This window comes from Victivallis lenta, from assembly GCF_009695545.1.
Lineage (GTDB): Bacteria > Verrucomicrobiota > Lentisphaeria > Victivallales > Victivallaceae > Victivallis > Victivallis lenta.
Map to the genome: position 1 here is coordinate 31,547 of NZ_VUNS01000002.1, position 26,147 is coordinate 57,693.

The following is a 26,147-nucleotide window of genomic DNA, read 5'->3' on the forward strand; positions in this document are numbered from 1 at the left end:
ATGACGCCGGAGGAGAAAATATTCCGCCCGTCGGAAGAGGAGCCGGAGGCCGCTGAAGCAGCCTCCGTTTTTTCCGCCGCGCCTCACGGCCGCTCCGGCCTCATCAACCTTGCCGGATTCGACGACGAGTCGATCACGAACGGCCCGGGGCTCCGCGCCGTGGTTTACGCGCAGGGGTGTCCGCACGGCTGCCCGGGCTGCCACAACCCGCAGACGCACGCCTTCGGGACCGGCCGGGACTGCACGCCCCGGGAGCTCTTCGAACGCATCCGCCGCAATCCGCTGGTGAGCGGCGTGACTTTTTCCGGCGGCGAGCCGCTTTCACAGCCCTCCGGCTTTGCGGAACTGGCGGCACTGCTGAAGGAGACCGGCTACGAGATTGCGATCTACACCGGCTACCGGTTCGAGGAGCTGCTGAAGATGCGCAACCCGGCCGTCCGCCGGCTGCTTGAGCAGGCGGACGTCCTGGTCGACGGCCCGTACCGCGAGCGGGAACGCAACATTCTGCTGCGCTTCCGCGGCAGCGCGAACCAGCGCATCCTGAACCTCCCGGCCTCCCTCAAAGCCGGCCAGGCCATCCTGATGCCTCCCGGCCGCTGGCGCGAAAACGCATAACCGTTAATCGGCTTCTCTCTCCCTGAATCGAGAAGGAGGGAAATTTGAGTGATGCTCAAATTTCCCTCCTCTCACACCACCGGACGTACGGTTCCGTATCCGGCGGTTCCGAAGTTCCATCGTCTTTGCTGTAAATGCTGTGTTGTTTGATGCACCATAGATACCCCCATACCTGCCGGGCATGTCTCTTTCGACGGCTTCAGGAATCCTCACCTGAATTTCTGCTTCCCCACAACTTCGAAAATACAGTCTTGATTTTCCTTCAGCTCGGTCCTTTGTGCATTGCCACACTACTATGACCTCTGCTGACTTCTGCGCCCTCATCACACGACATCACTGCCGCATTAGCCTAAGCTAGAGCGCAGATCTCCCCAAACAATGCGCACGACTTTCACATTTATGCCCGTCCGATCTACATGAAACGTTTCCGGACAGGTTTCGGACTTTGATGATTGTGGCCATCTCATCCATGTCTCATGCCTATTATCGGCTTCCTGTTCGTCGGGCCAATGCTTTGCTATGGACTTCCTTCAGATTCCGGCTCGCGGCGGACACCCTTACCCAGTCGCTGTAGCCTTCTCCCTGTTGGGCGGCTTCGGAACTTTCACCCGTTAGTCGTGCGCCCTGCCGGGCACACCACAAAACGGCAGAACTTTCAGCTCTGCCGTTTTTTCCGGAAACAATTACAACAGATCAGCGTTGTAATTCCTGGATTCAAGAAACTCAATGTTCCTTACCTTGATCTTACCGGTGGCAGGATTCCGGTCAAATGTAACGAGAATCTTCATTTCACCGGTAATATCATCGAAATATATTCCTTTCGAGGAATTCAGATCGAATGTGCCATACTTGGCATCATGTTTAACCAAATTACCGTCCGAATCGAGCCGATACACCAGGCCGTCCACATCCTGAATCGTCTGAGCAATGATGACCGCCTGAAACGTCGTGAGAGGTGCGGGACCGGCTTTCATCAGATTCATGACCTTACCAGCGACTTCCTCTTTCTCACGATCCGTATCCGCATCACTCGGAATCAGCACTTTTCCTCCGCCGACCCGGGTCTGTCGGAGAATTTCGGATCTGGCCAGAAGTGTATCTGTCATTCCTCCAACCGCATTTAGAATATCCATGAGATTTGTATACGGCGTACTTGCAATCGTCAAGTCATATTCACCGCGCCAATTCGCCTCTGTATCCTGCAGCATGGCGCCAAGCCAATACGCATTATCCTCTATCGGGAATGCGCTTCCTTCGGTTTTCAACATATTCCAGTCGATTTTGCCGTAGGACCGCGCTCTATTGCCAAGCTTGACTTGATCCAGAATCGCTCCGTCACCATCATAGTACGAGGTTCCGGCCACGTTATTACCCGCATTCCACTGCGGGTCCATATGATCTTCAATCGGGAACGTATCCCCATCCGCCGTCGCCGATGCACTCCCGACTTTAGCAGCATTCTTCAGGTTGATCGTCTGCCACTGCGCCGCCCGGTGAATCGCCCCGAGTTCCCAAAGTGAGAGCATCGGCTTATTCCGAATATAGGCAGTGGAGAGATGCCCGATCACTTTACCGCTGGAGTCCGTAGTGGACTTGGCATCATCACGCCAGGCTGGGTCCGTCACCAATTCCGCATCTCCGTCGGACGCTTTACCGGACGGATCCGCCTCTTTGTTGACCAACCCATGATCGAGAGATTCGGCAAATGTCACTTTCGTCAAGTCAAGATTCATCGTCAGTAAGTTCGTCTCATCGTACCCGAGTGAATTTGAACCGGCAACTACCGAAAGGTCATATTCAACCCAGTTAATGTCCGCCAACGGGCTCCAATCGCTTTCGCTCGGACTTCCAGGATTGAGCTTCGCAAACAGATTCTGGCGCGGGTCCCTCGCCTGCATGCCAGCAATCACCAGCTTCCGGAATTCCGGTTCGAGCGCAAATGAATCATCCGCCATCGGAATGGCTCCATCCGTAACTTTCTTGGTAAATAATTGCTTAGCCGGCAATGTGATCACATCACTCCAACGGACAAAATCGGCACCGGTCAGCTCCCCCGTAGAACCGCCGTCCGGACCAGTCAGCACAATTCCATTGACCTCAAAAGAAGCCTCGACAATATCAAAATTGGCCTTAAAATCAGTGATTCCGGTGATGGCGGCACCTCCCGTTTTCTCCTGTAGCACCTGGGCAAAATCCAATGTGGCATTCAATTCCGGCAGAGTCTTGCTGGCGATCAGGTAACCGTCTTTCCAAAGGGTTGAGGTACATTCAATTTCTTCGGTAAACGGAACAGTCGCCAATGTGAACTCCTGCTCCTTTTCAAAGTCAGCTGAAGAACCAGCCGGGGGATTGAAACTAACTTTTCCCGTGCCCTTGATTTTCAGTTTGATTGTCATCGCTTTCAGATGAATGAGCAGCTTATAATTGTCCGAACTGGTCTTCGCATAAATATTGATCAATTCACCGATCATCTCCGGGGTAATCGTGACGTTGACCTTCAAATCCTTGCCATTGGCACCCGTCAACGTCGGATTGATATCCAACCCGATGGCAAATTCATTGATATAAGGGGTCTTCTCATTGCCAGTATATTCCGGGAAAGCGCCTCCGGAGATAACATTGTTCTTCCATTCGGAAGCCGGCACATCCGAAGTCGGGACCGAATCTTTATCACAATAATCGATGATATTCGCCGCAATCTGCTTGCGCCGGAATTCTAATGTCGTAAACCCCCCCTTGTCCGAACCGATCATATTCAGAAAACGCAGACCGGAGGTCAGCGGCGAGGCCGCATCCTTGTCCGTAACATCGAACGTAGTACTGTTACGGAATTCGACCGGATCCTTCATCAGCTCCTGCACTGCCGCATCCGAATTCAGCTCGACACCATTCAAGGAAGTCCCCTCGAAGTCACCCCAATCATCCCTGTTCATATTGAAACGATGATAATATCTGCGCACCAGTTCCCCGGAAGTACCGTCAACAGCCGATTCGAATACCTCCATCTCGCCCGGCCAAATTCCGTCATCAAACCAACGCTTCAGCCACTTCGTTTTTTTCATCTCTTCGGTTGTCCACTCCGACGCCCAGCCTTGTCGAAAAATATCGAGAGTCGGCGCCAGAGAACCAATGATTGTCTCAGGCTTCGTCGTCCAGAACGACAGCGGCGTATTACCGAGCGGAACTTCTTCGATCGAACCATAAAGCGGATCCGTCGCCGCTGGATTCTTCATGTCCAGCACCTGATGCAGATTGATACGGCTGTCGGACCGCGGCGGCAAAACACGATATGCATAACGACCAATGATCCGCCGGTCATCCCCGCTCATGCCGTTATCAACAAAAATCCAATCCGGTTTACGCTTCTCATCCCCGGAAACGCCTTCCAGATCCGCATAAAACTGATCGTCCGAATCCTGTACTTTATCGGCATCGGGGGTATGGTCGAAACGAATCCGCTGATAAGCAGGCAACTCCACATCAAGGGTATCAGCAATGCTTGATTTGGTCTCCGTGTCATCTTTGATACTAATATCGTCATCACTGCGCTTTTCGTAATGACTGACGATTGTCGAGAGATCCGACACAATGATGTCATCGGTACCGGTAGAACCATCATTCGTTTTTCTGGAATTACCAAGATTATACTGGTACAGCATCACAGCCCCGGCGACCCGGTTGATCGCGCCGAGCGCCAGCACTTTCGCCTGGCTCCGGCTACTGTTATTATAAGCCACTTTCCGGGATATCACCGAATTGGTGACGAAGGCAAGTCCCAGAATCATCAGAAGCGAAAGAATCCCCAAAGCGAAAAGCAGGGCAATTCCACGCTCCCGGATTCGTTTGTCGGTTTGGTTGTTCATGGCAAATTATCCCCAGACAATGTTAATTGACCGTTTCAGTGATATCATCGAAAAATACCGTCCGGACAAAAGTCCGCTCGTTCTGCTGCAAAAATTCAGCCCGGCGCTCTTTTTGATCCGCATTGCTCGCCGGCATCTGCTTCCAGATATCGAAGCTCTTCTGATCTAGCATATAGAGCTTAACTTCCACCAACTTGGGAACCCTCTCCGTCGTCGTATCCGGAGGATTTACTGACGGTGAAGTACGCCGATTATCTGGATCGGCAATGGTGAATCCAGTCACCCGTTCCGCCACAATACTACCATCTACACTACGAACAGTACTCTCCAGATCCGTAGCGGAATCATTCATGCTCGCATATCCGCCCGTAGAGCCAAAAGCACGAAAATAGCTTTCGTATTTATTAGTTAAATCGTTGCTGCATAGAGTGCGGACTATCAGCGTATTATCTGTACCGTCCATTGAAAATCGAACGGCGCGCACCCGGTCACCGCCACCGACATTCGATGAAGTTTTGGTAAAAAAACAGATGGCATCATTCTTGCGGTTGTTATCTGCATCACTATAGTCGCCGTAAGTGATGACAAACGGCAAGTTCTTCTCCGTCGAAACCTGCGACTGCAGCAGATTCGTCACAAGATCCATCGCCACACGTCCATTCGCATAGATGTCGTTTCGCTTTTCCATTCCGGTCCAGACCCGCTGGGCTCCAACGAAAAACTGCAACATCATCGCCAACATGATAACAAAAACCGCCATGGAAACCAGCAGTTCAATCAACGTAAAACGCTGTTTCCCGAATTTTTTCCTGCTCATATTAAAATACCCCGTTATAAGTGGAATTGATTGCGGGAGTCAGTTGGAAGGTCGGATTAAAGATATCCAGAACAAACAGGCGCCTTTCTCGCAAGTAGTCGCTGCCCTTCTTGTACGGAACATCGGCCGGCCAGCTCAATTCAAGGTAGACCAAGCGCTCATAATTGTCTGAAACAGCAAGTGTTCCCCGCGTATAAGGAGCGCCCGCCTGAGCCCAATCACGGTACTCGATCTTCACATCCTCGGCCCATAATCTGGCTTCTGCGCTGAAGTCAACAACTTCCTCATCGTTGACAAAACTCTTCTGCTCATACCGGAATACATCGCCGCTGGGAGAAAGCAGAAGATTGTCGAAACCGGAGATACTTTCAAATGAATCGGAATCGATATTCTTTTCGTTTCGATTGTCAGTGTCCTTCAAACCTCCGATCAAACCGGAAGACATATTCAACGGTTTGCGGAAGTCGTCATTGATCCGCATCTGAACATACCCGAGTAAATATTCCGCCACATCCGCAGTGTTGTTGTCTGCAATCGCCGCCTTGTTCGCATTGATACCGACCGGAAACAGTACCATAATACTGGTAATACCGATGCCGATCACAGCCAGCGCCAACGCGACCTCAACCATATTGAAGCCGTGTTTCACATAACGTTTTTTCATGATTGAATATACTCCGCTCTTCATTGGATATACTCCACTTTCCCTGTGAATTGATTAACCCTCAGCTTCAGAAAGTTTGTCGGCTTCTCATCCAGTTTGGCTCCAGACTCCCGGACTGGATAGACTATCTGATCAGAGGGAGCGTCAAGTGCTTCCGCAACAACAAAATACATTGTTTGATTCTTTAAACCGCCATACGGGGTAAATACAACAGCACAGTGATTGAGCGTACCGGTCGGCATCGCCTCAGTCGTATCCGGAACCAGCAGATTCAACATGCCGCTGCCGAACTCACTGTTGCTACCGCTCGTTTTGCCCAACACACCTTTGCACCCGCCTCCCGATTCAACGCCGGGACTGGAATCATCCGCATAGACCAGCATCGCACCGTTCGGACTGTTCTTCCATTCTCCCTGCGGAACCCATTTAACGAAGGTATAGTCAGAGCCCCCTGTCGGCTCCACATAAGCCAGACGGAACCCGCCGTAACAGAACCATTTGGTCTCGTCATTTTTCCAAGTGGCGCGATTGCTGGGCAGAATCAAAGCGACATACTTCCGAGAAGCGGCGGCGAGGGATTGCGCCTGCTCCAATCCCAACTTCAAATTCGAAGCCAGTTGATCGACCTTGTTGCCTTTGATCATCCTGTTGAAAGCCGGCAGCATCAGAAGCATCAAAACTCCCATCAACAGCATCACGGCCAACAGTTCGATCAACGTAAAGTTTCGGCGTTTTCTTTTGTTCATGGTTCCTGTTCCACTACATTTGACTTCATATCTGATCGCTTTCCATTGGAAAAAATTTCCAGTCCGCTGAATCTACTATAGGAGCGTGATGATAATTTTTCAATCTCCCGGCCGGAACTTTTTTCAAAAAACTCCCGTCACTTATCCGTTTTTTCAATTCCTGCCCATGAGGGGAAGTAACGGAGAAATGACGGATCGCGTTCTCCTTCCCTCAGATACACCCGATTCCGGAAGAAACCGGCAGCTTTCCCCGACTTCGTGCGTTTTTTCCGCAATTGCGACTTGAAAACCTGCGTCCCGGCGACTACTGTATCCGGACGTCTCTTTCACATTCAACACTTAAGGAGTATTATGAGCGACCAGTTCAAGAACGAAATCGACCGGATGAGCTACGCCATGGGCATGAACATGGGCGAGTATCTGACCCGTACCCCGCTCGAAATCAACCTCGACGCCGCACGGGAAGGCATCGCCGATTTCATCAGCAAAGCCCCGAAGCTCTCCCAGGAGGAATACGTCGCCATGATGCAGCTCCTTCAACAGAAGATGCAGGAGGCCGGGCGCCGCCAGATGGAGCAGCTCGCCGCCGCAAACGCGACCGCCGAGAAGAACTTCATGGCCGAAAACGCCGGAAAAGCCGGCGTCACCGTCACGCCGAGCGGACTTCAGTATGAAGTAATCAAAGCCGGCAGCGGCCCGAAACCCTCCGCGAGCGACACCGTCCGCGTCCATTATGTCGGCACCCTGCTCGACGGCACGAAGTTCGACAGCTCCATCGACCGCGGAGAACCGGCCGAATTCGGCGTGAACCAGGTCATCGCCGGATGGACCGAGGCGCTGCAGCTCATGCCGGTCGGCAGCAAATACAAGCTCTACATCCCGGCTGCCATCGCTTACGGCGCCCAGGGAGCCGGCCAGGCGATCCCCCCGAACGCGGCGCTGATTTTCGAAGTCGAACTGCTCGACATCGTCAAATAACCGAGCGGGCCGGAGGAGGAGCGGACGACCGCCCCCCCTCCGGAGCCCGCCCCCCGACCCGCCATGCGACTCTCCCGATTCCAGCCGGATTCCTTTCCGCTCAAGGTGCTGCACTTCGACCATCAGAGCACCATCGACGTGCATGAGCATGTCTTTCACGAGCTCGTCCTGGTCGTCGCCGGAGAGGGGCGTCATGTGACTCCGGCCGAAGAGTACACGCTTTCGGCCGGCGACATCTTCCTGATCAAACCGGGCAATCCGCACGGCTACGAGGTCGAGCACGATTTTTCGCTGTTCAACATCCTGTACGAACCCGAGCGGCTCAATCTCCCGCTTTTCGACCTGGCCGACGAACCCGGCTACCGGGCCTTTTTCGAGCTTGAGCCGGAACTGCGTCGCCAGTTCGGCTTCCGCAAGCATTTCCGGCTCGGGAAAAGCCAGTTGGATGAGCTCACGCTCCTCGTCGAACGCATGAAGTTCGAAACCGAATCGGAAGAGGCCGGACACCGGTTCCGCGCCGTGGCGCTTTTCATGCGGCTGTTCGAACGCATCGCGCGCGTATTCAGCAGCTCGACGCTGTTCCGCGAGAACGACGAACTCTTCCGGCTCAGCGAAGTCGTCAGCTATCTGGAACAGCACCTGACCGAGACCATGACGGTCGCCGGGCTTGCGGAGCGGGCCGCCATGTCGCCGGCCACCCTGAACCGCGCTTTCCGGAGGACCGTCGGCAAGTCGCCGATGAATTATCTGAACGATCTGCGGATCAGCGAAGCTGAACTGCTGCTTCTGCGGAAGCCGTCCCTGCCGATCGCCGAAGTCGCCGCCGAATGCGGTTTCGACGACAGCAACTACTTTTCACGGCTGTTCAAGAAACGAACCGGCTGCACGCCGCGCTCGTTCCGGCAGCGGAATTCGAACTAGAGGCATCAAGTTGTACGACATCTTCCACGTTCCCGGCATCATCGCCCCGGCCGGAAAGCTCCGGCCGGATAAATTCGACACGGGCGTCGCCTATCTGCGCGCGACCGGCAGGGAGCCGAGGTTCGGCGCCCATGTGAACGGCCCCTCCGACACAGCCTACCTTTCCGCCGATGCCGAAGCGCGCGCATCGGACCTGACCGAACTCTGGCTCGACCCGAAGATCGACCTGCTGCTGGCCGTGCGCGGCGGTTTCGGCTCGGCCCACCTGCTGCCGCTGCTCGACTGGCGGATGCTGAAAAACCGCCCGGAACTGCCGCTGGCGGGATTCAGCGACATCACGGCGCTGCACTGGGCGATGGAGAAAGCCGGCGCCGGGCGTCCGATCGCCGGGCCGATGCTCGGCAAGCTGGCGGAAAGCGCCGCGTCGCCTTATACGGCGAAGTTTCACGCCCTCGCCTTCCGGCCCGGCGCGTATGAGCTGCCGCCGGCCGGCGAATACGGTTCGCTGACCGAACTCAGGAGCGGCAGAGCCTCCGGCTTGCCGCTGGTCGGCAACCTCTCCGTCGCCGCAACGCTCTGCGGAACGCCGTTCCTGCCGGACGCGGCCGGACGAATCCTGATCCTCGAGGACCTGAACGAACCGGCTTACAAACTCGACCGCTGCCTGACCATGCTCGAACAGAACGGCCTCTTCGAATGCTGTGCCGGAGTGATTTTCGGGCAATTCACCGACTGCGCGGATGAAGCGGAGCTTCGAAAGCTCTTCCGCCGCTTTGCGGCAAAGGTGAACGGGCCGGTCATCGCCAACTTCCCGTTCGGCCACATTCTGCCGATGGCCACGCTCGACTTCCATCGCGAACTCAGCATCGACAACGGCCGGATCACGATACTCTGACCCCCGCTTCACCGCCCGCAATCGAAGCGGGCAAGGAAGTCTGCAGCGGCGCGGCCGCCCTGACGAACGTGCGGACGGGCCGGGTTCAGCGGAATTTCGCGGTGCGGACATCCTCGGCATAGGCGGTCACTGCTTCGCGGAAAAGGCGGCCGAGCTCGGCGTAGCGGCGCGCGTGCTTCGGCGTGAACTCCTCGAACAATCCGAGCAGGTCGTTCAACACCTGGACCTGCCCGTCGCAGTCCGGACCGGAACCGATTCCGATGGTCGGAATCGAAATATTTTCCGAGATCATTTTGCCGACTTCGGACGGCATGCATTCGAGGACGGTGGCAAAAGCGCCGGCGGCCTCGACTTTCCTGGCGTCTTCGAGCAGCCGCGCCGCGTCTTCCGGCGTCTTGCCGGTCAGCTTGTAGCCGCCCGCGGTCATGATGTGCTGCGGCAGCAGCCCGAGATGCGCCAGCACCGGGATGCCGCTGCCGACCAGCTTCGCAATCAGCGGAGCAACCTCCGCGCCGCCTTCGAGCTTGATTGCGTCGGCGCCGGCCTCCTTCAGGGCGCGCCCGGCGTTGCGGAGCGCCTCTTCATCGCTGGCCTGATAGCTCATGAACGGCATATCGAAAATCACGAATGCATCGGGCGCGCCGCGCCGCACGGCTTTGGCGTGGTGCAGCGCCTCCTCCATGGTGAGCGGGAGCGTGTTCTTGTAGCCGAGCACGGTCATGGCCAGAGAGTCGCCGACCAGCAGCGAATCGACCCCGGCGGAGTGACAGATGGCCGCACCCGGGGCGTCGTAGACGGTCAGCATGGAAATTTTTTCGCCGGCGGCCTTGCGTTTGCGGAACGTCCCGACGGTGACTTTGTTGTTTACGCTCATGAAAAACCTCCTCTTTGCCCGGAATTATTCGTTGAAAAGACCGCTTTCCGGGAGCCTGCCGCTTCCGGCAGACCGCTTTCTTTTTATTAATATGCGTTGTTAACGGGATTTTTTCAAATTTTTTTTGCACTTTCGAGCTTGGCGTGGTATGTTGAAAACGAATGGAATGCACCGATGAATTCGGATTATGGAGGGTTTTTATGAAAAAAGAAAAAAAGAAACGGCTGCACCGCATTGCCGAGCGGGCGAAGGTGCGCCGCGAACGGAAACTCGAGACGGTGAACGGGAAAATCACGATCACGCACTCCGGGTTCGGTTTTGTGACGCTGCCGGAGAACGAGCAGGGCGAAAAGCCGGAGGATGTCTTCATTCCGCCGCAGTTCGTCGGAGACGCGATGGACGGCGACGACGTGAAAGTCGCGCTTCTGCCGCCGCGCGACGACCACCCCGGCGACCGCGACAGGGGGCCGGCCGGGAAAGTCATCGAAGTAATCGGCCGGAACCGTGAGGAGCTGGTCGGGGAACTGCTGGCCGGGCACCGGGTCCGGCCGCTCAACAAGCGCATGCCGGACGAAATCGAGATATCCGGTTCCCGGAACGGCGCCAAACGGGGCGACTGGGTGAAGGTCAAACTGCTGAGCCATGAGGACGGTGTCTGGCGCGGCGCGGTCCGTAGGGTGCTCGGGCGCGCCGGCGTCATCGCCGCCGACCTCGACGCCGTCATGGCGGAATACGATCTGGCCCCGGTTTACTCCGCGAAGGATGACGAGGAGGCCGCGAAAATCGAGCCGCGGGAGATTGCGCGCGAAGATCATACCGGCGCGCTGACGCTGACCATCGACCCCTTCGACGCGAAGGATTTCGACGATGCGCTGTCGATTGCGCCCGGCGAAAAGCCGTCCGAAGTCGTGATCGGCGTGCATATCTCCGACGTGGCCGCCTTCATCGCGCCGAAGTCGAAGTTCGACAAGCAGGCCGAAAAGCGTTCGTTCAGCTGCTACCTGCCGGGACGGACGCTGCCGATGCTGCCGAAGGCGCTGACCGCGAAGATCAGTCTGCAGGCCGGCGTGAACTCCAATGCGCACTCGGTGTTCCTGACGGTCGAGAAGGAGACGGGGCGGGTCGTCTCGTTCCGCCGCTGCCACACGGTCGTCAAAGTCGATCACCGGCTCAACTATGAAGAGGTGCAGGAGTTCCTCGATCACGGCAAAGCACCGGCCGACTGGTCGGACGGGCTCAAAAAGGAGCTCCGGCTCATGCTCGACGTAACCCGGAACATGCGGAAATACCGCAAGGCGGCGGAAGGCTTCATCGAACTCGACCTTCCCGAAGTCCGCGTACTCTGCAGCGAGGCCGACAACAAGATCCTCGGCATGGTTTCGAAAATGCCGCGCGAGTCGGAACAGCTGGTCGAGGAGTGCATGCTCGCTGCCAATTCAGCCGTCGGCACCGAACTCGGCGAAAAGGGAATCGCCGGAATCTACCGCGTCCACCCGCAGCCGGACCCCGAGAAAATCGCAGAATTCACCGGCATCATGGAGGACTCTTTCGGGCTCACTCCGGGCGACCTGACCGAGCGCAAGGCGTGCAACGCCTTTCTGGCCGGGCTGCCGGACGATCCGCGCCGGCCGGTGATCCTGAGTTTGATGCTGCGGTCGATGCCGCGCGCGTATTACCTCGAAAAACCGGCGCTGCACTTCGGGCTCGGCAAAACCCGTTACGCCCATTTCACGAGCCCGATCCGGCGTTACCCGGACCTCATCGTGCATCAGCAGCTCTGGAATTACGACACGAAAACGCGCACCCGCACCGCGGCGACCATGACCCGCGTGGCGGCCGACTGTTCGATGAAGGAGGAGAACAACGACGCCGCCTACTTCGCCGCGAACGACCGGCTCAAGCTCCGTTATCTGGAGGAGCGCCTCGACGCCGGGCTCGACAATTTCTACGAAGGGGTGATCGTCAAGGTCGTCGCGAACGGAATTCAGGTCGATATCCGCGCGCTCGGCATGTACGGCTTCGTCGAACGCGAACGGCTGCCGGGGGAATTCCGCCGCAGCGAATTCGGCTTCCGGCAGGAGCGCGGGCACAAGAACTACAAGCCGGGCGATTTCATCTATCTGCAGCTGTCGCATATCGATTTCGCGCGCGGCACCGCGCTTTTCGTGCCGGCCGGACACGCGAGGTAGCCGATGAGCCACGGATATTCGATGAAGCATATCGGAATCACGATCGTGATTTCGCTGGCGGTCGTCGTGCTGATCTCCCCGCTGCTGCGGCCGAAGGGGGACGGCCCGGCGCCGGTCGCGGCCGGGAAAGCGGCCGTCACGCCGGAGCTGCGCGCGGCCGTGCGGGAGTACCGCGATAAAATGACGGCCCTGTACCGGAGCGCCGAGCTGAAGTATGAAGCCGGAGCACTGCCGCTGAGTGATGTATGGGAGGCGGAGCTCCGCAGCCAGCTCGCGGCGCTCGACGATTTTGCGCTCGATGCGCCGGCCGGAAGGGACGGCGCCGTCACCCGCGCGGTCGTCACCGCTTACTTCCGGGACGAAATCTACCGGGTGTGGAAGGATAACCTCGCTGCGCTGGACGAGGATGAACAGTTCCGGATCACCGAAGAATGCTGCTTCGCCCGGATCGAGCTCGCCCGGCGGCTGCCGGAGGCGGCGGACAACGCCGCTTTCGCCTCCGCCCGCGCCGCCTGGGAGAAGGAGCACAGCGTGGAAAATTTGAAGAAGATGTTTGATGCGGAAATAGAAAAATGAACGATTTGCACCGGCTTGACGGCTTTCACGACCTCACTCTGCCGGAGTGGGGCCCTTACTCGAAAAAATATTTCGGAATCTCCCACCTCGCCGACCGGGAAAACGGCATGCGGTTCGATTTCACGGTCGCGCCCGCCATTTACCGGCGGCAGCTCGGGGTGCCGGACGCGCTGCGTCCCTCCGGCTATCTGCCGTGGGACGTCTCCGCGGATCTCGAGGATTACAGCTGCCGCCAGCAGCTCGAATCGAAGGACCGCATTTATGCGGACGTGCGGTTCGCGCGGATCACGGACCGGGTGCGGCTGGTCGAATGCCGCTGCGTGAACAACTCCGAGCTGGCGGCGGCGTTCGGCGTCCATCTGCTTTCGAGCCTGGAAGCGCCTCCCGAAAAGCGGGTCGTCCCGGTTCTGCCGGAGGGAGTAGTCTGGCTCGACTCGCTCGACCACGCCGGGCTTCTCCGGGCAAAGATGCGTCCGCAGGACAATCTGGTCTACGACGGGCTGCGGCGCGGCGAACTCCGCATATCCGGCACGGTCCGCGGCGGCTGCATCGAGTGGGGGGAAGAGGCGGGCGACCGGCTGCGCTTCCGGCTGCCGTCCCCGGTCGCCGGACCGACCGTCGCGGCGCTCCGCTGCCGCGTCCCGGCCGGGAAAACGGCTGAACTTCTCATCAACGGCGTTGCGGCCGCGATTGCGGGAACCGGAGAGTGGGAGCTGGTCACGGCGGGACTTCCCGCCGTCGAAGCCGGGGAGCTTGAGCTTGTTTCAACCGGCGGCGCCGCGTGGCGGATTGACGGCATCGCCGTCGGCGCCCGGGCCGCGGAGAGCGCTTTCGTTCCGGCGGAGATGAGCGTAACGCCTGAAATCGCGCCGGGGCCTGTCCCGAACAGCCGGATTCTTTCGTACCAATCGGTCGCCCCGGTTTACGGCATCCTCTGGAGCTTCGATTCGGATTTCGTGCGCCACTACCGCGCAAGGTCGATGAACGAGGTCCTGCTTTACAACGACGAGGTTCACCAGCCGTTCTTCGGCGGCAGCGCCCTGCGCGAAGGGGAAGAGGAGTGGGTCGATGCCGTCATGCAGCCGCTCGTGGCGCCTCCGGGACAGTCGGTGACGGTCTACGCCGTGGTCTGTTCCGGCTCGCGCGGCGAGGTTGAAACGGCCCTGCGCGAAGCGGCGGAGAACAAGCCGCGCTTTCCGGAAATGGCGGAGGAGTCGCGCCGGAGAAGCTTCCGGGCCGAGTCGACCGAAGCCGGCGCGCCCTATCGGTTCAGCCGGGAACGGCTCGCGGCGGTCACGCTGACCAACGTGGTTTTCCCGACCTGGTTCAAGGGGCAGAATGTCAGGCACCATGCGCCGGGGCGGCGCTGGAACTGCCTCTACACCTGGGACTCCGGCTTCATCGGGCTCGGGCTGCTTGAGCTCGGAACCCGGCTCGCGGTCGAGAACCTGAACGCCTACCTGACCGGTCCGGAGGATGACGAATGCGCGTTCATCCATCACGGCTCCCCGGTTCCGGTGCAGTTCTATTTGTTCGCCGAGCTGATGAACCGGACCGGCGACCGGGAGCTGGCGAAGTACTTCTACCCGAAACTCCGTCATTACTACCGGTTCATGGCGGGCCGCGCGCCCTCTTCGACCATGCGCGGCAGCGGGCGCAATACGCTGATCCGCAGCTGGGACTATTTTTATAATTCGGGCGGCTGGGACGATTACCCGCCGCAGCTCTACATCCACGCGCACAAGCTGCACGACGCGGCTCCGGCCGTCGGCAGCTCGCACGTGATCCGCGCCGCGAAGATCCTGCGCGGCACGGCCGCCGAGCTCGGCATTGAGGACGACATCGGCATGTACAACGCCGATATCGCGATGCTCGAAGGGCTGCTTCAGAAAGAGTCGTGGGACGAGGCTGCCGGCGTTTTCAGCTACGTCCGGCACGACGCCGGAGACCGGCCGTGCGGGATTCTCCGGCACGAGAGCGGCGCAAACTTCAATCTCGGGCTCGACGGCGCCGCGCCGCTGCTGGCCGGCATCTGCACGCCGGAACAGAAGGAGGCGCTCTGGCGGCGGCTTGAAAGCCCGGACCACTGCTGGACGCCCTGCGGAATTTCAACCGTCGACCGCAGCGCGCCGTACTACCGGCAGGACGGTTACTGGAACGGTTCGATCTGGATGCCGCACCAGTGGTTCTTCTGGAAGGCGGCGCTCGACGACGGCCGGGCCGACTTCGCGTGGCGGATCGCCCGGACCGCGCTCACCGTATACGAGCGCGAAACGGCCGAATCACGCGGCTGCTACGAGCACTTCACGATCGCGGCCGGGCGCGGCGGCGGCTGGCACCATTTTTCAGCGCTTTCGTGTCCGGTGCTGGCCTGGTTCGGGGCGTATTTCGTGCCGGGGCGGCTGACGGGCGGCCTCGAAGCCGCCATCCGGGAGTTTTCGGCCGGGGAAAACGAATGGCGCGCGTCGCTCGAGATCGGCGGTTATCCGGGTGAAGGGAATGCGACCTTCCTCGCCGTGACCGGTCCGGGCGAATGGCGCGCAAGGTACGGCAATCGGGAGTATCCGGTGCGCGGCCGCGTTCCGGGCACGGTCGAATTCGATCTTCCGCGCGGCAGTTCGGGAGCGCTGGTGCTCCGCCAGGCTTGAAGAAATCGCGCATTCCTCCTTGCGTTATCGGGTCTGAAGGTGTATATTCCACAGGATCAAACGGAAGGCGGCGGAATGGACGAAAAGCGCGTGGAAGAGTGGGCGGTGAAGTGGATCGGGGAGAACCTCGATCCGCGCCGTTGGTGCTACCATCACCTCGGGCACGTCCGGGACGTTGTGGCCGATGCCGCCGAGTTCGGGCGCCTCTCCGGGCTGCCGGAGCCTGAGCTGTCGCTGCTGCGCGCTGCCGGCTGGCTGCACGATACGGGTTATGCGATCGATCCCGCAAACCACGAAGAGGCCTCGGCGCGCAAGGCGCAGGAAGTTCTGCCGCAGCTCGGCTGCACCCCGGAGGAAACCCTGCGCGTCACCGGCCTGATCCGGGCCACCAGCCTCGAGCGGGAACCGGCGGAGCTGGCGGAGCGGATCATGCGCGATGCCGACATCGGCCGGCTCGGCACGGCGGATTTCGTCGGCGCCGCGCTCCTGCTGCGGCGCGAGCTGGCCCATTGCGGCCGGCAGTTCACCGATCTGGAATTCTGGCAATTCGAATCCGGCTTTCTCGGGAAAACGGAATTTTACACAGCCGCCGCCCGGAGACTCCGCGGCGCCGGTCTCGAACGGAACCGCGCCTGGGTCCTCAACGAGGTGGCCCGGCTGGAACGCGAGGAGAAAGCATGAATACGCTGCGGGTGCTCGAGGGGCGGGAACGGTATGAACTCATTCACCTCATCGCCGAGGGCGGCATGGGGACGGTCTTCAAAGCCAGGAAGATCGGCGTGGCCGGGTTCGAGAAGGTCGTCGCAATCAAGATGATGCGGAACAAATTTTCGGACAGCGAGGCCTATGTCCGGAATTTCATCAGCGAGGCGAAGCTCGTCGCGAACCTGATTCACGAGAATATCGTGCAGATCTACCATCTCGACCGCTTCAACGACGTCTACTATTTCGTGATCGAATATGTGGACGGCGTATCGCTTTACGAATTCATCGATTTCCACGCCAAGCTGAAAAAGCGCACGCCGCTGGATCTGGCGATCTTCATCGCGGCGCGGGTGGCGCGGGGGCTGGCCTACGCGCACAGCCGCCGCGGTCCGGACGGCAAACCGCTCGGGATCGTCCACTGCGACGTCTGCCCGCACAACATCCTCATCAACACCGAAGGGGTGCCGAAAATCACGGATTTCGGCATTGCGCGGATCACTTCGAAGTCCGCGGCGGAGCGGCATGTCTCCGGCAAGCTCGCATTCATGGCGCCGGAGCAGGCGCGGCTCGAGGAGGTGGATTTCCGGGCGGACCTCTATGCGCTCGGAATCGTCCTCTTCTATATGGTATCGGGCAAAATGGCGCGCGATGTGACGCTGCCGCCGAACGAGCAGCTGGCTCTGGCGCGCGAAAACCGCATCGACTGGACGCTGCTGCCGGAGGAGCTGCCGGAAGAGGTGGCCGACATGCTCCGCCGCATGCTGGCGACGGACCCCGGTGAACGCTATTCCGATACGGCGCTTCTGGCGCGCGATCTCGAATATTTCATTTACAAAGACGGCTACGGCCCGACCATCGTCACGCTGGCCGATTATATGCGCCGGCTGATGCCGGGACGGTTCGGAATCGAGCCGGCCGGCCCCGAAACGATCGGGGACAGCGACCGTACCGTGGTCATAACCCCGCAATAAGAAGGATTTCCGAATATGACTTTCATGGAGAAGCTCAAGCATTCGTCGCAGGTGAACCGCAGTCTGGTCTGTGTCGGGCTCGACCCGGAACGCACGAAGCTGCCGGAGTGCGTCCGGGAGAAGGAGCATGCGCTGTTTGAGTTCAACCGCGCGATCATCGACGCGACCGCCGACTGGGTCTGCGCCTACAAGCCGCAGGCCGCCTATTACGCCGGGCAGAACGCCGACGAGGATCTGAAGCTGACCATCGATTACATCCATGAGCGCGCGCCGGAGATTCCGGTGATCCTCGATGTGAAGCGCGGCGATATCGGTTCGACCGCGACGATGTACGCGAAGGAGGCATTCGAGCGCTACAACGCCGACGCCGTGACGGTCAACCCGTACATGGGGTTCGATACCCTGAAACCGTTCCTCGACCATGCCGACAAAGGGGTCATCATCCTCTGCCGCACCTCAAACCCGAATTCGGGCGACCTGCAGAACCTGGTCTGCGGCGGAAAGATGGTTTATGAGCACGTCGCGCTGCTGGCCCGCGACAGGTGGAACTACAACGGCAACGCGGCGCTGGTGATCGGGGCGACCTATCCGGAAGAGCTGCGGCATGTCCGCGAGCTCTGCCCCGACATGCCGTTTCTCGTGCCGGGCGTCGGCGCGCAGGGCGGCGACGTCGAGAAGGTCGTGAAGTTCGGCTGCGACCGGACCGGGCACGGCATCGTGATCAACTCGTCGCGCGGCATCATCTACGCCGATAAAACCGAAAACTTTGCCGCGGGAGCGGGGAACGCCGCGCGCGAACTGCGCGACCTCGTGAACTCCTTCCGCGACTGAACAGAAAGAACCGTTATGCCGATCACATCAGGACCGGAAACTAAAAAAAGCGCCGCGCTGCCGACCATCGCGATCGTCGGCCGCCCGAACGTCGGGAAGTCGTCGCTGTTCAACGCGATCGTCGGACGGCGGGTTTCGATCGTGCATGAGATGCCCGGCGTGACCCGCGACCGCGTCGTGGCGCCGCTTGCGCGCGGCGTCCGCCGCTTTCAGCTCATCGACACGGGCGGGCTCGGGATGCTGCCGGGCGAAAGCCGCAAGGTCGACGTCTGGGACAGCCGAATCGCCGACCAGGTCAAGGTCGCCGTGGAGGACGCCGACGTGCTGATTTTCGTCGCGAACGTCCAGGACGGCGTCGTGAACCTCGACGAGGAGGTCGCCCGCAAGCTGCGCGAATCCGGCAAGCCGGTGCTGCTGGCCGCCAACAAGTGCGACAATCCGGCGCTGGCCGACCAGGCGGTGGAGTTCATGCGGCTCGGTTTCGCCGAAGTGTACCCGGTGTCGTGTCTGCACCGGAACGGCGTGAATGCGCTGGTCGAATCCGCGATCGGGCTGCTGCCCGAGACGGAGCGCCCGCGGGAAGACGGCGGCGTGGACGGGCTTGACTCCGAAAATATCGCCCGCAAGCTCAACATCGCCGTGGTCGGCCGCCCGAACGTCGGCAAATCCTCTCTCGTGAACGCGCTGCTCGGCGAGGAGCGCGTCATGGTCAGTGATGTGGCCGGGACCACCCGCGATGCAATCGATGTCGACTTCGAGCTGCGTTTCCGCGGTGCAATGCATCCGGCCACGCTGGTCGATACGGCCGGGCTGCGCAAAACCGCCAAGGTCGACACGGTCGTCGAATATTTCAGCGTGATGCGTGCGAAGAGCGCGATCGAGCGGGCGGATTTGATTTTATTCGTCGTCGAGGCGAGTCCCGACGGCGTGACCGCGCAGGACCGCCGCATCGCCGGGCTGATCCAGCAGTCCGGCAAGGGGTGCGTCCTGGTGGCGAACAAATTCGACGTCTACAAGGAGACGTACAAGGTCAAGCAGATGGAGTCCGAGGTCCGCTACTCGCTGCCCGGCATGAATTATGCGCCGCTTGTTTTCGTGAGCGCGCGCGACCGCTGGAACCTCGACGGGCTGCTGGACCGGATCGCCGGGGTCATGGAGCAGCTTGAGCTGAAGATTCCGACCGGCGTGCTGAACCGGGTCATCACGGACGCCTTCGAGGGGCATACGCCGCCGGTGGTCGGCGCGGCTCCGCTGAAGCTCTTTTACGCGTCGATGATCGGCATGACGCCGCCCCGGATTCTGTTGTTCGTGAACAATCCGAAATATTGCGCGGACAACTACCTGACGTTTCTCCGGAATGTGGTGCGCAACGCGTTCGACCTCTCGGGGCTCCCGATCGAGATCGAGCTGCGCGAACGGCCCAAAAAGGTCCTGAGCATCCGCAGCGAGCCGGGGATGCCGCGGAAGCGCGGTTCCCGCAAGCCCGCCGCCGCGCCGGAGAAAAAGTCAGGGAAACCCGCCGCAGGAAAATCCGCGCCCCGTAAGGGCGCACCGAAAAAGAGAGGGAGAAAATGAGCAGCAAAGAGATCGAAATCAAGCGCTTCATGGCGCAGAAGCTTGAAGAGGGCGAATCGCTCTCCGACATCCAGAAACTCGTGAACGAGGCGTTCGGGACCCGGATGACCTTCATGGATATCCGCATTCTCGCCTCCGAACTCGAAGACGTCGACTGGGGTGCGCTCGACCCGGCGCCGGCCCCGGCTCCGGAAAAGAAAGAACCGGCCGAAGGAGAGGCATCCGCTCCGGCCGCCGGCGACGGCGGCACTGTGGTCGAGATCAGCAAGCTCGTGCGTCCCGGCACCGCACTTTCGGGCACGGTCCGGTTCCGGAACGGAGCGACGGCCGACTGGTATGTCGATTCGTACGGGCGGCTCGGAATCGAAAACCTCCAGGGCGAAAATCCGGGCGAGGAGGATGTGCGCGACTTCCAGACCGAGCTGCAGAAACAGCTCGGCAGGTAGGAGAAGCGGAGCAGGAGCCGGTCTGTGCGGATGAAGAAGCTGCTTAAATTTACCTTTTTTGTGCTGTTTCCCGCCGCGCTGGTGCTGGTCCTTGCGTTTTTTTTCCTGACCGGCTCCTTTTTCCTGACCACGGTTGCACTGCCGTTCCTGAGCAGCCGGGCCGGGGTGGAGATCACGGCGGAACGGGTCGAGCTGTCGGTATTCCGCTCCCGGGTCCGCATGGAAAAACTGCGGGTCGGCGCGGAAAAAAGCCCGATCTTTCAGGCGGCGCGGGCGGAGGGCGGCTTCGACTGGGCGATGCTGGCCGGGGGAGCTCCGAAGCTCGAGGATGTGACGCTCGACGGAGCGGCGCTGACGCTCTACCACACGGGGAACGGAAGCTGGAACGTGTTTCCTCCGGCAGCGGCGGAGATGCCGCCGGACAAGTCCGCGGCTCCGTCGAAAAAGCCGCGCAAGCCGTTCCGGATCGACCTGAGCCGGGTCACGGTGCGCGACTCGAGGCTCCGGCTGATCTTCGGAGATCCCGAGGCGGGGAGCGCCTTTGAATTGTCGGGGCTCGATTTCACGACCGACCGCTTCGCGAACGGGAAACCGTTCCGGCTGGAGGGGAACGGCAGGCTGCGGCTCGCATCGAGCCGGGCCAACCACATCGACGCGGGCAAGGCGGCGTTCGTTTTCGAAGCCGGGCTCGGGGAAGATCTCGTGCCGGGGAGCTTCCGGGCCGACTGCCGGTTCTCCGGGCTGTTCGGTTCGATCAGCGGGGAGCCGTTCAATGACGGCGCGCTGGAGCTCGCATTTCACGGCAGGCAGGGGGACGGGCGGCTGGCGCTGGAGAAGCTGACCCTCGTGCAATCGCAGGGCGGCAAGGTCCAGAGCGAAGTCGAGCTGTCGGGCGAAGTCGGATACCAGCCGTTCGAAATCCGGGCGGATGTCGACATCCGACGCCTTTCCGAAGAGGTCACGTCTCTCCTGTTCGACCTCGGTTTCGGTTTCAACCCCGGACGTGCGGTCGTTCAGTACCGCGGCGATTTTTCCTATGCAAAACGGCGGCTGGCGGCGACCGGAACGCTGCGGGCGGACCGGACCGGCGACGCGATTTTCGACCTGGAGCGGATCGCGCTGCCGCCGCTGCGGCTGGAGGGCGAATACGATTTTGCGGTCGATCTGGAGGAGAGCTCGATCGACCTGCGGAAGTTTGCGCTGACCTTGAACGAGAAGGAGAGCGAATCCGCTTCGTTCCGGCTGCGCCGGCCGATCCGTTACTCCTGGCGCGAGGGGGCCGAGTCCACCGACCAGCGCGCGACGTTCGACCTCGAATGCAGCGCGTTCGACCTGAAGCTGCTGCGTTTCCTGATTCCGGGCGACTCGGCGTTTCAATTCGATTCGGGCTACTTCACATCGCGCATGCAGCTGACCTTGCGGCACAACCTCTCCTCGTTTTCACTGCTCGGCAGCGGGCGGATCAACAACAGCTCGTGCCGCTGGGAAGGGCGGAAATTCGAACTGGCCGAGATCCTGGCCGGGCTCGATGTTGAAATCCGGCGGGATTTCCACTGGAATCTGCGGAATCTCTCCCTTGCGCTCAAAAGCCGCGACGCCGATCTCGGAAGCGCAAATTTTTCGGGAGAAGGCGAGCTGACCGACCTGGCCGGAAAACTCACCGGCCGGCTCGAACGGCTGACGCCGGAGCTGGCGGCCTGGCTCTTTCCGTCCCTCGGACCGTTTCTGCCGGAGTACCGGAAACTGAAGCTCGGTGCGGCCGAAGTCGGCTTTTCCGTGGAGAAACCGACCGGGGACGACCCGGTCATCCTGAAGCAGCTGACGGCCCGGATCGATCGCGGCGGACAGCCGGCGCTCGAGCTCAAAACCGGCTCCTACCGCTTCGGCAACACCGGCGAGAACCGGATCGGCGAGCTGAAGCTGCAGCTCGCCGGCGAGCTGCCCGCATCGGCTTTCAACGAATATCTCGGCGGAGAGATGCGGTTCGACGCGGGCAAGGTAAAGCTTTCGGCGGCCGGTTCGCTGGCCCATGACTTCCGCTCGGCGGTTTTTTCGGGGGAAGTGTCGTTCGACGAGCTTGCGGCGGCGGCATACGGGAAGGATTACCGGGATTTCTCCGCCCAATGCGCATTTTCGTGTTATATGCCGAATATGCGGCTGGTCGAGTTCCGGACACTGAATTTCTATCTGCGGCGCGCGGGTAAACCGGCCCTGCGTCTCGAATGTCCCGGCTCGTGGGATCTCGGTAAAGAGAGCTATGCCGGCGAATGGGCGGTCCGCTATCTGAACGAACAGTTTCTCACGCTGCTCGACCCGTCGCGGTTTTCCGAAGCCCAGCTGACCGGAAAGGTCCAGGTCAGCGCCCGGGAGAATTTCGGTGTGGTGAAGGCGGCCGCAGCTTTCGACCTCGCCAAACTCGTTCTGCCGTCGTCGGCGGATGTGTTTTCCGGCAGCTTTTCGCTGACGCTGGAGCGTGATGAGCGCCGCCTCCTGCTGCGCCGGCTGGTTGCCGGGCTCAAGCAGGGCGAGGAGCCGCTCTTCGACCTCGAAGGGGAGTGCCGGGTCGACCTCTCTTCACCGGGGGGGGCGGTGACGGCCCAGCTCGCGGCCTCGTCGATCGACGCGCCGAAGCTGCTCGCCCTGATTCCGGACCGCGCGGCTCCTCCGCCCGCGGCCGCGCCGGAGAAGCCGCAGCTCGATTTCGGGCCCCGCCCGATTGATTTCGGCTGTCGTCTCTCGAATATCCGGTTTACGCCGGAACTGACGGCGGAGCTCGATACGCGGCTGCGCCTGCGCGCCGACTCCATTTCGACCGACCATCTGCTGCTGCAGGTCAACAACGCCCGCTATGACGGGGAGTTCCGCGGAATCAACACGCCGCGCGGCATCGCGTTTTCGACCGCGCTGCGCGGCAGCGAGCCGCTTTCGCTGCCGCCCCTGATGGAACTGATCGTCGGCAGCTCCCAGGCGGGGGCAGCCGGAACCCTGCGGGATCTGAATCTAACGCTGCGCTTCCTCGAAGACGGCCGGCCGGATTCATGGCTCGACACCATGTCCGGTTCGCTGGCGATGGAGCTGCGCGATATGGTGATCCCGAACACGGTGACGAACGGTCCGTTCGGCAAGCTGCTGCTGTTCCCGATCGAGATGGCGGGGCAGCTGAATTCCCTGCTGCCGGAAGACCTGGCGGCCTGGAAGGAAAGCGTGATCAGCAGCGAGTCGCTGAAGCGGCAGCTGCGGACGGTCGAGCTCGCGGAGGGGCGGGTCAAGCTGCACGCGAACGACGGCCGGGTCCAGGTCGACGAGTGCGCGTTTTTCGGAGACTGGGTGAGCCGCCTCGCCTTCTCCGGCTGGTTCGACCTGGCCGGGGAGCGACGGCTGGAGCTGACTTCGGTCCTGACCGTCGGCGGCATTCAGACGACGATCCCGATCGAAGGAACGATCGAAGACCCGGAGGTCCGCCTTGAGGCGGTCGCTGCCGGTTCGCTCGGCGCACTGCTCAAGAAAATCAAGGAGCTGAATCTGATCGGCACCTCGGCCGACCCGGAAGACCCGGACAAACTCGAACCCGTGATCATGATCGACAAGCTGCCGAGCGCCGGAACGATCCGCGAGCTTCAGAACTTATTCAAAGAACTTTGGAAGAATTGAAAAATGGAACTGTTTGACTCACATTTTCACTATTACGGCGAAACCTCGCCGGTCGAATATTTCCGCAACGTCATGGCGGAAGCGGCCGTTCCGCCGCAGAGCGATGCGGGCGTGCCGGAGAAACTTTACCTGATGGCGGCCGGCGGCGACTACCTCGAAAGCTGCCGGTCGCGCGAGTTCGCGCAGGTCATCGAAACCGCTTATTTCGCGGCCGGCGTGCATCCGCACAACGCGGACAAGTTTCTCGCCGAAGCGAACGATTTCGCCGTTTTCCGCGGCCACCCGAAGCTGAAAGCGATCGGAGAGCTCGGGCTCGACTACTTTTATGAACACTCGTCGCGCGCCGAGCAGATGGAAGTGTTCAGGCGCTTTCTGGAGCTCGCGCTCGCCTGGGACCTGCCGGCAATCGTCCATCTGCGCGACAAGGACGGCGTCTGGACCGCTTACGAGGACGGCCTTGCGCTGCTGACGCCGTTCGCGGCGGCGGGAGGCCGTTTCGTCGTCCACTGCTTCTCCGGCACGCCGGCGTGGGCGGAGAAGTTTCTCGCGCTCGGCGCCTGTCTCGGCGTGACCGGGCTCGTCACCTTCAACCGTGCGGACAATATCCGCGAGACGCTCGCCGTGATTCCGGACGACCGGCTGCTGATCGAAACCGATTCGCCGTATCTCGCGCCGGTGCCGCACCGCGGCGTCGAAAATCACCCCGGCTTTCTCGTGCTGATCGCGGCCCGCGTCGCCGCCGAACGGCGGCGCGAACTCGAATCGATCGCCCGGCTCACCACGGAAAACGCGCGCCGGTTTTTCCGGATCGAGGTGGAGCCATGAGCATTTTCTTCCCCGCGGCGGCGGCGGTCCGGACGGTCCCGGCCGCTCCGGACGAGGTTCTGATCGCGCTGCCCGGCGACCGGGTGATCCTCTCCGGCACCGGACATCTGCCGCGTGCCGCCGAGTGGCCGGTCGACGGCGACCGGCTGGAGTTCGGCCGTCTCGACGGGGCGGCCTGTTCACTCGTCGGCGAAGAAAATTTGCGCGTGCCGGAGACGTTCCGGGAGATTGAGGTCCGCTTCGCTTTCACGGTCCTGCCCGAACCGGAGCAGATCGCGGTCTGCCGCGCGCGCACGCTGGCGAACTGGCGGCGCAACCGCCGGTTCTGCGGAGCGTGCGGACTCGAACTTGTCGATCTTGCCGACGAATGTGCGCGCAAGTGTCCCGGCTGCGGAACCGTGTTCTATCCTCAGATCTCCCCGGCCGTGATCGTCGCCGTGACCGATGCCGCGGGAAGGCTGCTTCTGGCGCACAACGGAAAATTCCGGGAGGGGCTGTACAGCCTGGTCGCCGGATTCGTCGAGCCGGGCGAATCGATGGAGTCGGCGGTTCACCGTGAAATCCGCGAGGAGGTCGGCGTCGAAGTGAAAAATCTCCGTTACATGGGCAGTCAGAGCTGGCCGTTCCCGAACTCGCTCATGATCGGCTTCACGGCCGAATATGCCGGGGGAGTTCTCCGGCCGGACGGCGTTGAAATCACCGACGCCGGTTTCTTCACTCCGCGGGAAATGCCGGCGGTCCCGCCGCCCGGCTCGATTTCACGGACCTTGATCGACAACTGGTTGCAAACTTATGGGAGAACGCATACGGATGAATGAACTTCTGTTTTATCGGATCGCACTCGGCGCCGCGGGGATTCTCTTCGCACTGTTCGCGGCGTGGACCTTCCGGCTGTCGCCGGGAAATCTTTCCCGTTTCGAAGCATGGCCGCGGCGGCGGCTGCCCGGCATGCTGATCGGCTGGGCGGCGCTGGCGATCTGCGTCCCGCACGCGGAAGTGGTTTCGCCGGGCTTCCTCGTGCCGCTTCTGTGGCCGCTGGCGATTGCGGTGCCGATCCTCGGCTACTTTTTCGTCGATTATCCGCTGGCGCGGGCGCTCGGCGGAATTTCCATTCTCGGCGCGTATTACTTCATCCACAAAAGCTTCGAATGGCATACGCCGCTTCTCGGCGCTCTGGTCGTGCCGGCGTGGATTTTCGGCATCGCCGGAATCTGGGTGTCGGGCAAGCCGTGCGCGCTGCGGGACTGGATCCGGCTTTGCGCCGGGTCGAAAACCTGGCGTTCGGTCAGTGCCGCGTTCTGGTGCATCCTGACGCTGGCGCTCTTCTGGAGCGCCGCCATGACGACGGGAGAATGAC

At 60.7% G+C, this 26,147-nt stretch carries 21 protein-coding genes; 16 read left to right on the plus strand and 5 right to left on the minus strand.

Annotated features, from left to right (window positions below; genetic code table 11):
• A complete protein-coding gene (nrdG, locus tag FYJ85_RS02170) occupies positions 1-615 on the plus strand; it encodes an anaerobic ribonucleoside-triphosphate reductase activating protein (protein WP_106055034.1) in 615 nt (204 codons plus the stop codon).
• Positions 616-1,298: 683 nt separating this feature from the next.
• Here nrdG and FYJ85_RS02175 read toward each other — a convergent pair.
• From FYJ85_RS02175 to FYJ85_RS02190, 4 genes are read right to left on the minus strand one after another with little or no spacing between them, the layout of a single operon-like run.
• The gene (locus FYJ85_RS02175; protein WP_154416850.1) at positions 1,299-4,478 is read right to left on the minus strand and encodes a hypothetical protein; all 3,180 of its coding nucleotides are present in this window, start codon (positions 4,476-4,478) and stop codon (positions 1,299-1,301) included.
• A 22-nt stretch (positions 4,479-4,500) separates the two neighbouring features.
• Positions 4,501-5,295 (minus strand): PilW family protein, encoded by a 795-nt coding sequence (locus tag FYJ85_RS02180; protein ID WP_154416851.1) that lies wholly within the window; start codon positions 5,293-5,295, stop codon positions 4,501-4,503.
• A gap of 1 nt (position 5,296) precedes the next feature.
• Positions 5,297-5,959, minus strand: a complete 663-nt coding sequence (locus tag FYJ85_RS02185) for a type IV pilus modification PilV family protein (RefSeq protein WP_206212930.1) — start codon at positions 5,957-5,959, stop codon at positions 5,297-5,299.
• A gap of 20 nt (positions 5,960-5,979) precedes the next feature.
• Positions 5,980-6,705: a pilus assembly FimT family protein gene (locus FYJ85_RS02190; protein ID WP_154416853.1), complete on the minus strand. Its 726-nt coding sequence runs from the start codon at positions 6,703-6,705 to the stop codon at positions 5,980-5,982.
• A 351-nt stretch (positions 6,706-7,056) separates the two neighbouring features.
• Here FYJ85_RS02190 and FYJ85_RS02195 point away from each other — a divergent pair, with 351 nt between their 5' ends.
• The 3 genes from FYJ85_RS02195 to FYJ85_RS02205 all read left to right on the plus strand — a co-directional run bounded on the left by FYJ85_RS02195 (position 7,057) and on the right by FYJ85_RS02205 (position 9,499).
• Complete coding sequence (locus FYJ85_RS02195) at positions 7,057-7,683, plus strand: BamJ family beta-barrel-assembly machinery protein (protein WP_106055029.1); 627 nt, start codon at positions 7,057-7,059, stop codon at positions 7,681-7,683.
• A 63-nt stretch (positions 7,684-7,746) separates the two neighbouring features.
• Positions 7,747-8,604, plus strand: a complete 858-nt coding sequence (locus tag FYJ85_RS02200) for a helix-turn-helix domain-containing protein (RefSeq protein ID WP_106055028.1) — start codon at positions 7,747-7,749, stop codon at positions 8,602-8,604.
• Between the two features lie 10 nt (positions 8,605-8,614).
• Positions 8,615-9,499 (plus strand): LD-carboxypeptidase, encoded by an 885-nt coding sequence (locus FYJ85_RS02205; protein ID WP_154416854.1) that lies wholly within the window; start codon positions 8,615-8,617, stop codon positions 9,497-9,499.
• An 85-nt stretch (positions 9,500-9,584) separates the two neighbouring features.
• On the opposite strand, the gene panB is transcribed toward FYJ85_RS02205, so the two are convergent.
• Positions 9,585-10,373 (minus strand): 3-methyl-2-oxobutanoate hydroxymethyltransferase, encoded by a 789-nt coding sequence (panB, locus tag FYJ85_RS02210; RefSeq protein WP_106055026.1) that lies wholly within the window; start codon positions 10,371-10,373, stop codon positions 9,585-9,587.
• A gap of 200 nt (positions 10,374-10,573) precedes the next feature.
• On the opposite strand from panB, the gene FYJ85_RS02215 reads away from it, so the two are divergent.
• From FYJ85_RS02215 to FYJ85_RS02270, 12 genes are all read left to right on the plus strand, one after another.
• Positions 10,574-12,562 (plus strand): ribonuclease R family protein, encoded by a 1,989-nt coding sequence (locus tag FYJ85_RS02215; protein ID WP_206212931.1) that lies wholly within the window; start codon positions 10,574-10,576, stop codon positions 12,560-12,562.
• A 21-nt stretch (positions 12,563-12,583) separates the two neighbouring features.
• Positions 12,584-13,138 carry a hypothetical protein gene (locus FYJ85_RS02220; RefSeq protein WP_154416856.1) on the plus strand — a complete coding sequence of 185 codons (555 nt, stop codon included), beginning with the start codon at positions 12,584-12,586 and terminating at the stop codon, positions 13,136-13,138.
• Positions 13,135-15,786, plus strand: coding sequence for an MGH1-like glycoside hydrolase domain-containing protein (locus FYJ85_RS02225; protein WP_154416857.1), 2,652 nt, complete (start codon positions 13,135-13,137; stop codon positions 15,784-15,786). Before FYJ85_RS02220 ends, FYJ85_RS02225 begins: the two co-directional genes overlap by 4 nt.
• 75 nt (positions 15,787-15,861) lie before the next feature.
• Positions 15,862-16,467, plus strand: coding sequence for an HD domain-containing protein (locus FYJ85_RS02230; RefSeq protein WP_154416858.1), 606 nt, complete (start codon positions 15,862-15,864; stop codon positions 16,465-16,467).
• Positions 16,464-17,462, plus strand: a complete 999-nt coding sequence (locus FYJ85_RS02235; RefSeq protein ID WP_154416859.1) for a serine/threonine protein kinase — start codon at positions 16,464-16,466, stop codon at positions 17,460-17,462. Before FYJ85_RS02230 ends, FYJ85_RS02235 begins: the two co-directional genes overlap by 4 nt.
• Before the next feature lie 15 nt (positions 17,463-17,477).
• Positions 17,478-18,293 (plus strand): orotidine-5'-phosphate decarboxylase, encoded by an 816-nt coding sequence (gene pyrF / locus FYJ85_RS02240; protein WP_106055020.1) that lies wholly within the window; start codon positions 17,478-17,480, stop codon positions 18,291-18,293.
• A 15-nt stretch (positions 18,294-18,308) separates the two neighbouring features.
• Entirely contained in the window at positions 18,309-19,868 is a 1,560-nt protein-coding gene (gene der / locus FYJ85_RS02245) for a ribosome biogenesis GTPase Der (protein ID WP_154416860.1), read from the plus strand.
• On the plus strand, positions 19,865-20,314 hold the full coding sequence (locus FYJ85_RS02250; protein WP_106055018.1) for a hypothetical protein: 450 nt from the start codon (positions 19,865-19,867) through the stop codon (positions 20,312-20,314). The genes der and FYJ85_RS02250 overlap by 4 nt, the downstream gene beginning before the upstream one ends.
• Positions 20,315-20,344: 30 nt before the next feature.
• On the plus strand, positions 20,345-23,965 hold the full coding sequence (locus tag FYJ85_RS02255) for a hypothetical protein (protein ID WP_154416861.1): 3,621 nt from the start codon (positions 20,345-20,347) through the stop codon (positions 23,963-23,965).
• Between the two features lie 3 nt (positions 23,966-23,968).
• The gene (locus FYJ85_RS02260; RefSeq protein WP_106055016.1) at positions 23,969-24,790 is read left to right on the plus strand and encodes a TatD family hydrolase; all 822 of its coding nucleotides are present in this window, start codon (positions 23,969-23,971) and stop codon (positions 24,788-24,790) included.
• A complete protein-coding gene (gene nudC / locus FYJ85_RS02265) occupies positions 24,787-25,608 on the plus strand; it encodes an NAD(+) diphosphatase (protein WP_154416862.1) in 822 nt (273 codons plus the stop codon). Before FYJ85_RS02260 ends, nudC begins: the two co-directional genes overlap by 4 nt.
• A complete protein-coding gene (locus FYJ85_RS02270) occupies positions 25,601-26,146 on the plus strand; it encodes a hypothetical protein (RefSeq protein WP_106055014.1) in 546 nt (181 codons plus the stop codon). The genes nudC and FYJ85_RS02270 overlap by 8 nt, the downstream gene beginning before the upstream one ends.
• Position 26,147 lies beyond the last annotated feature (1 nt).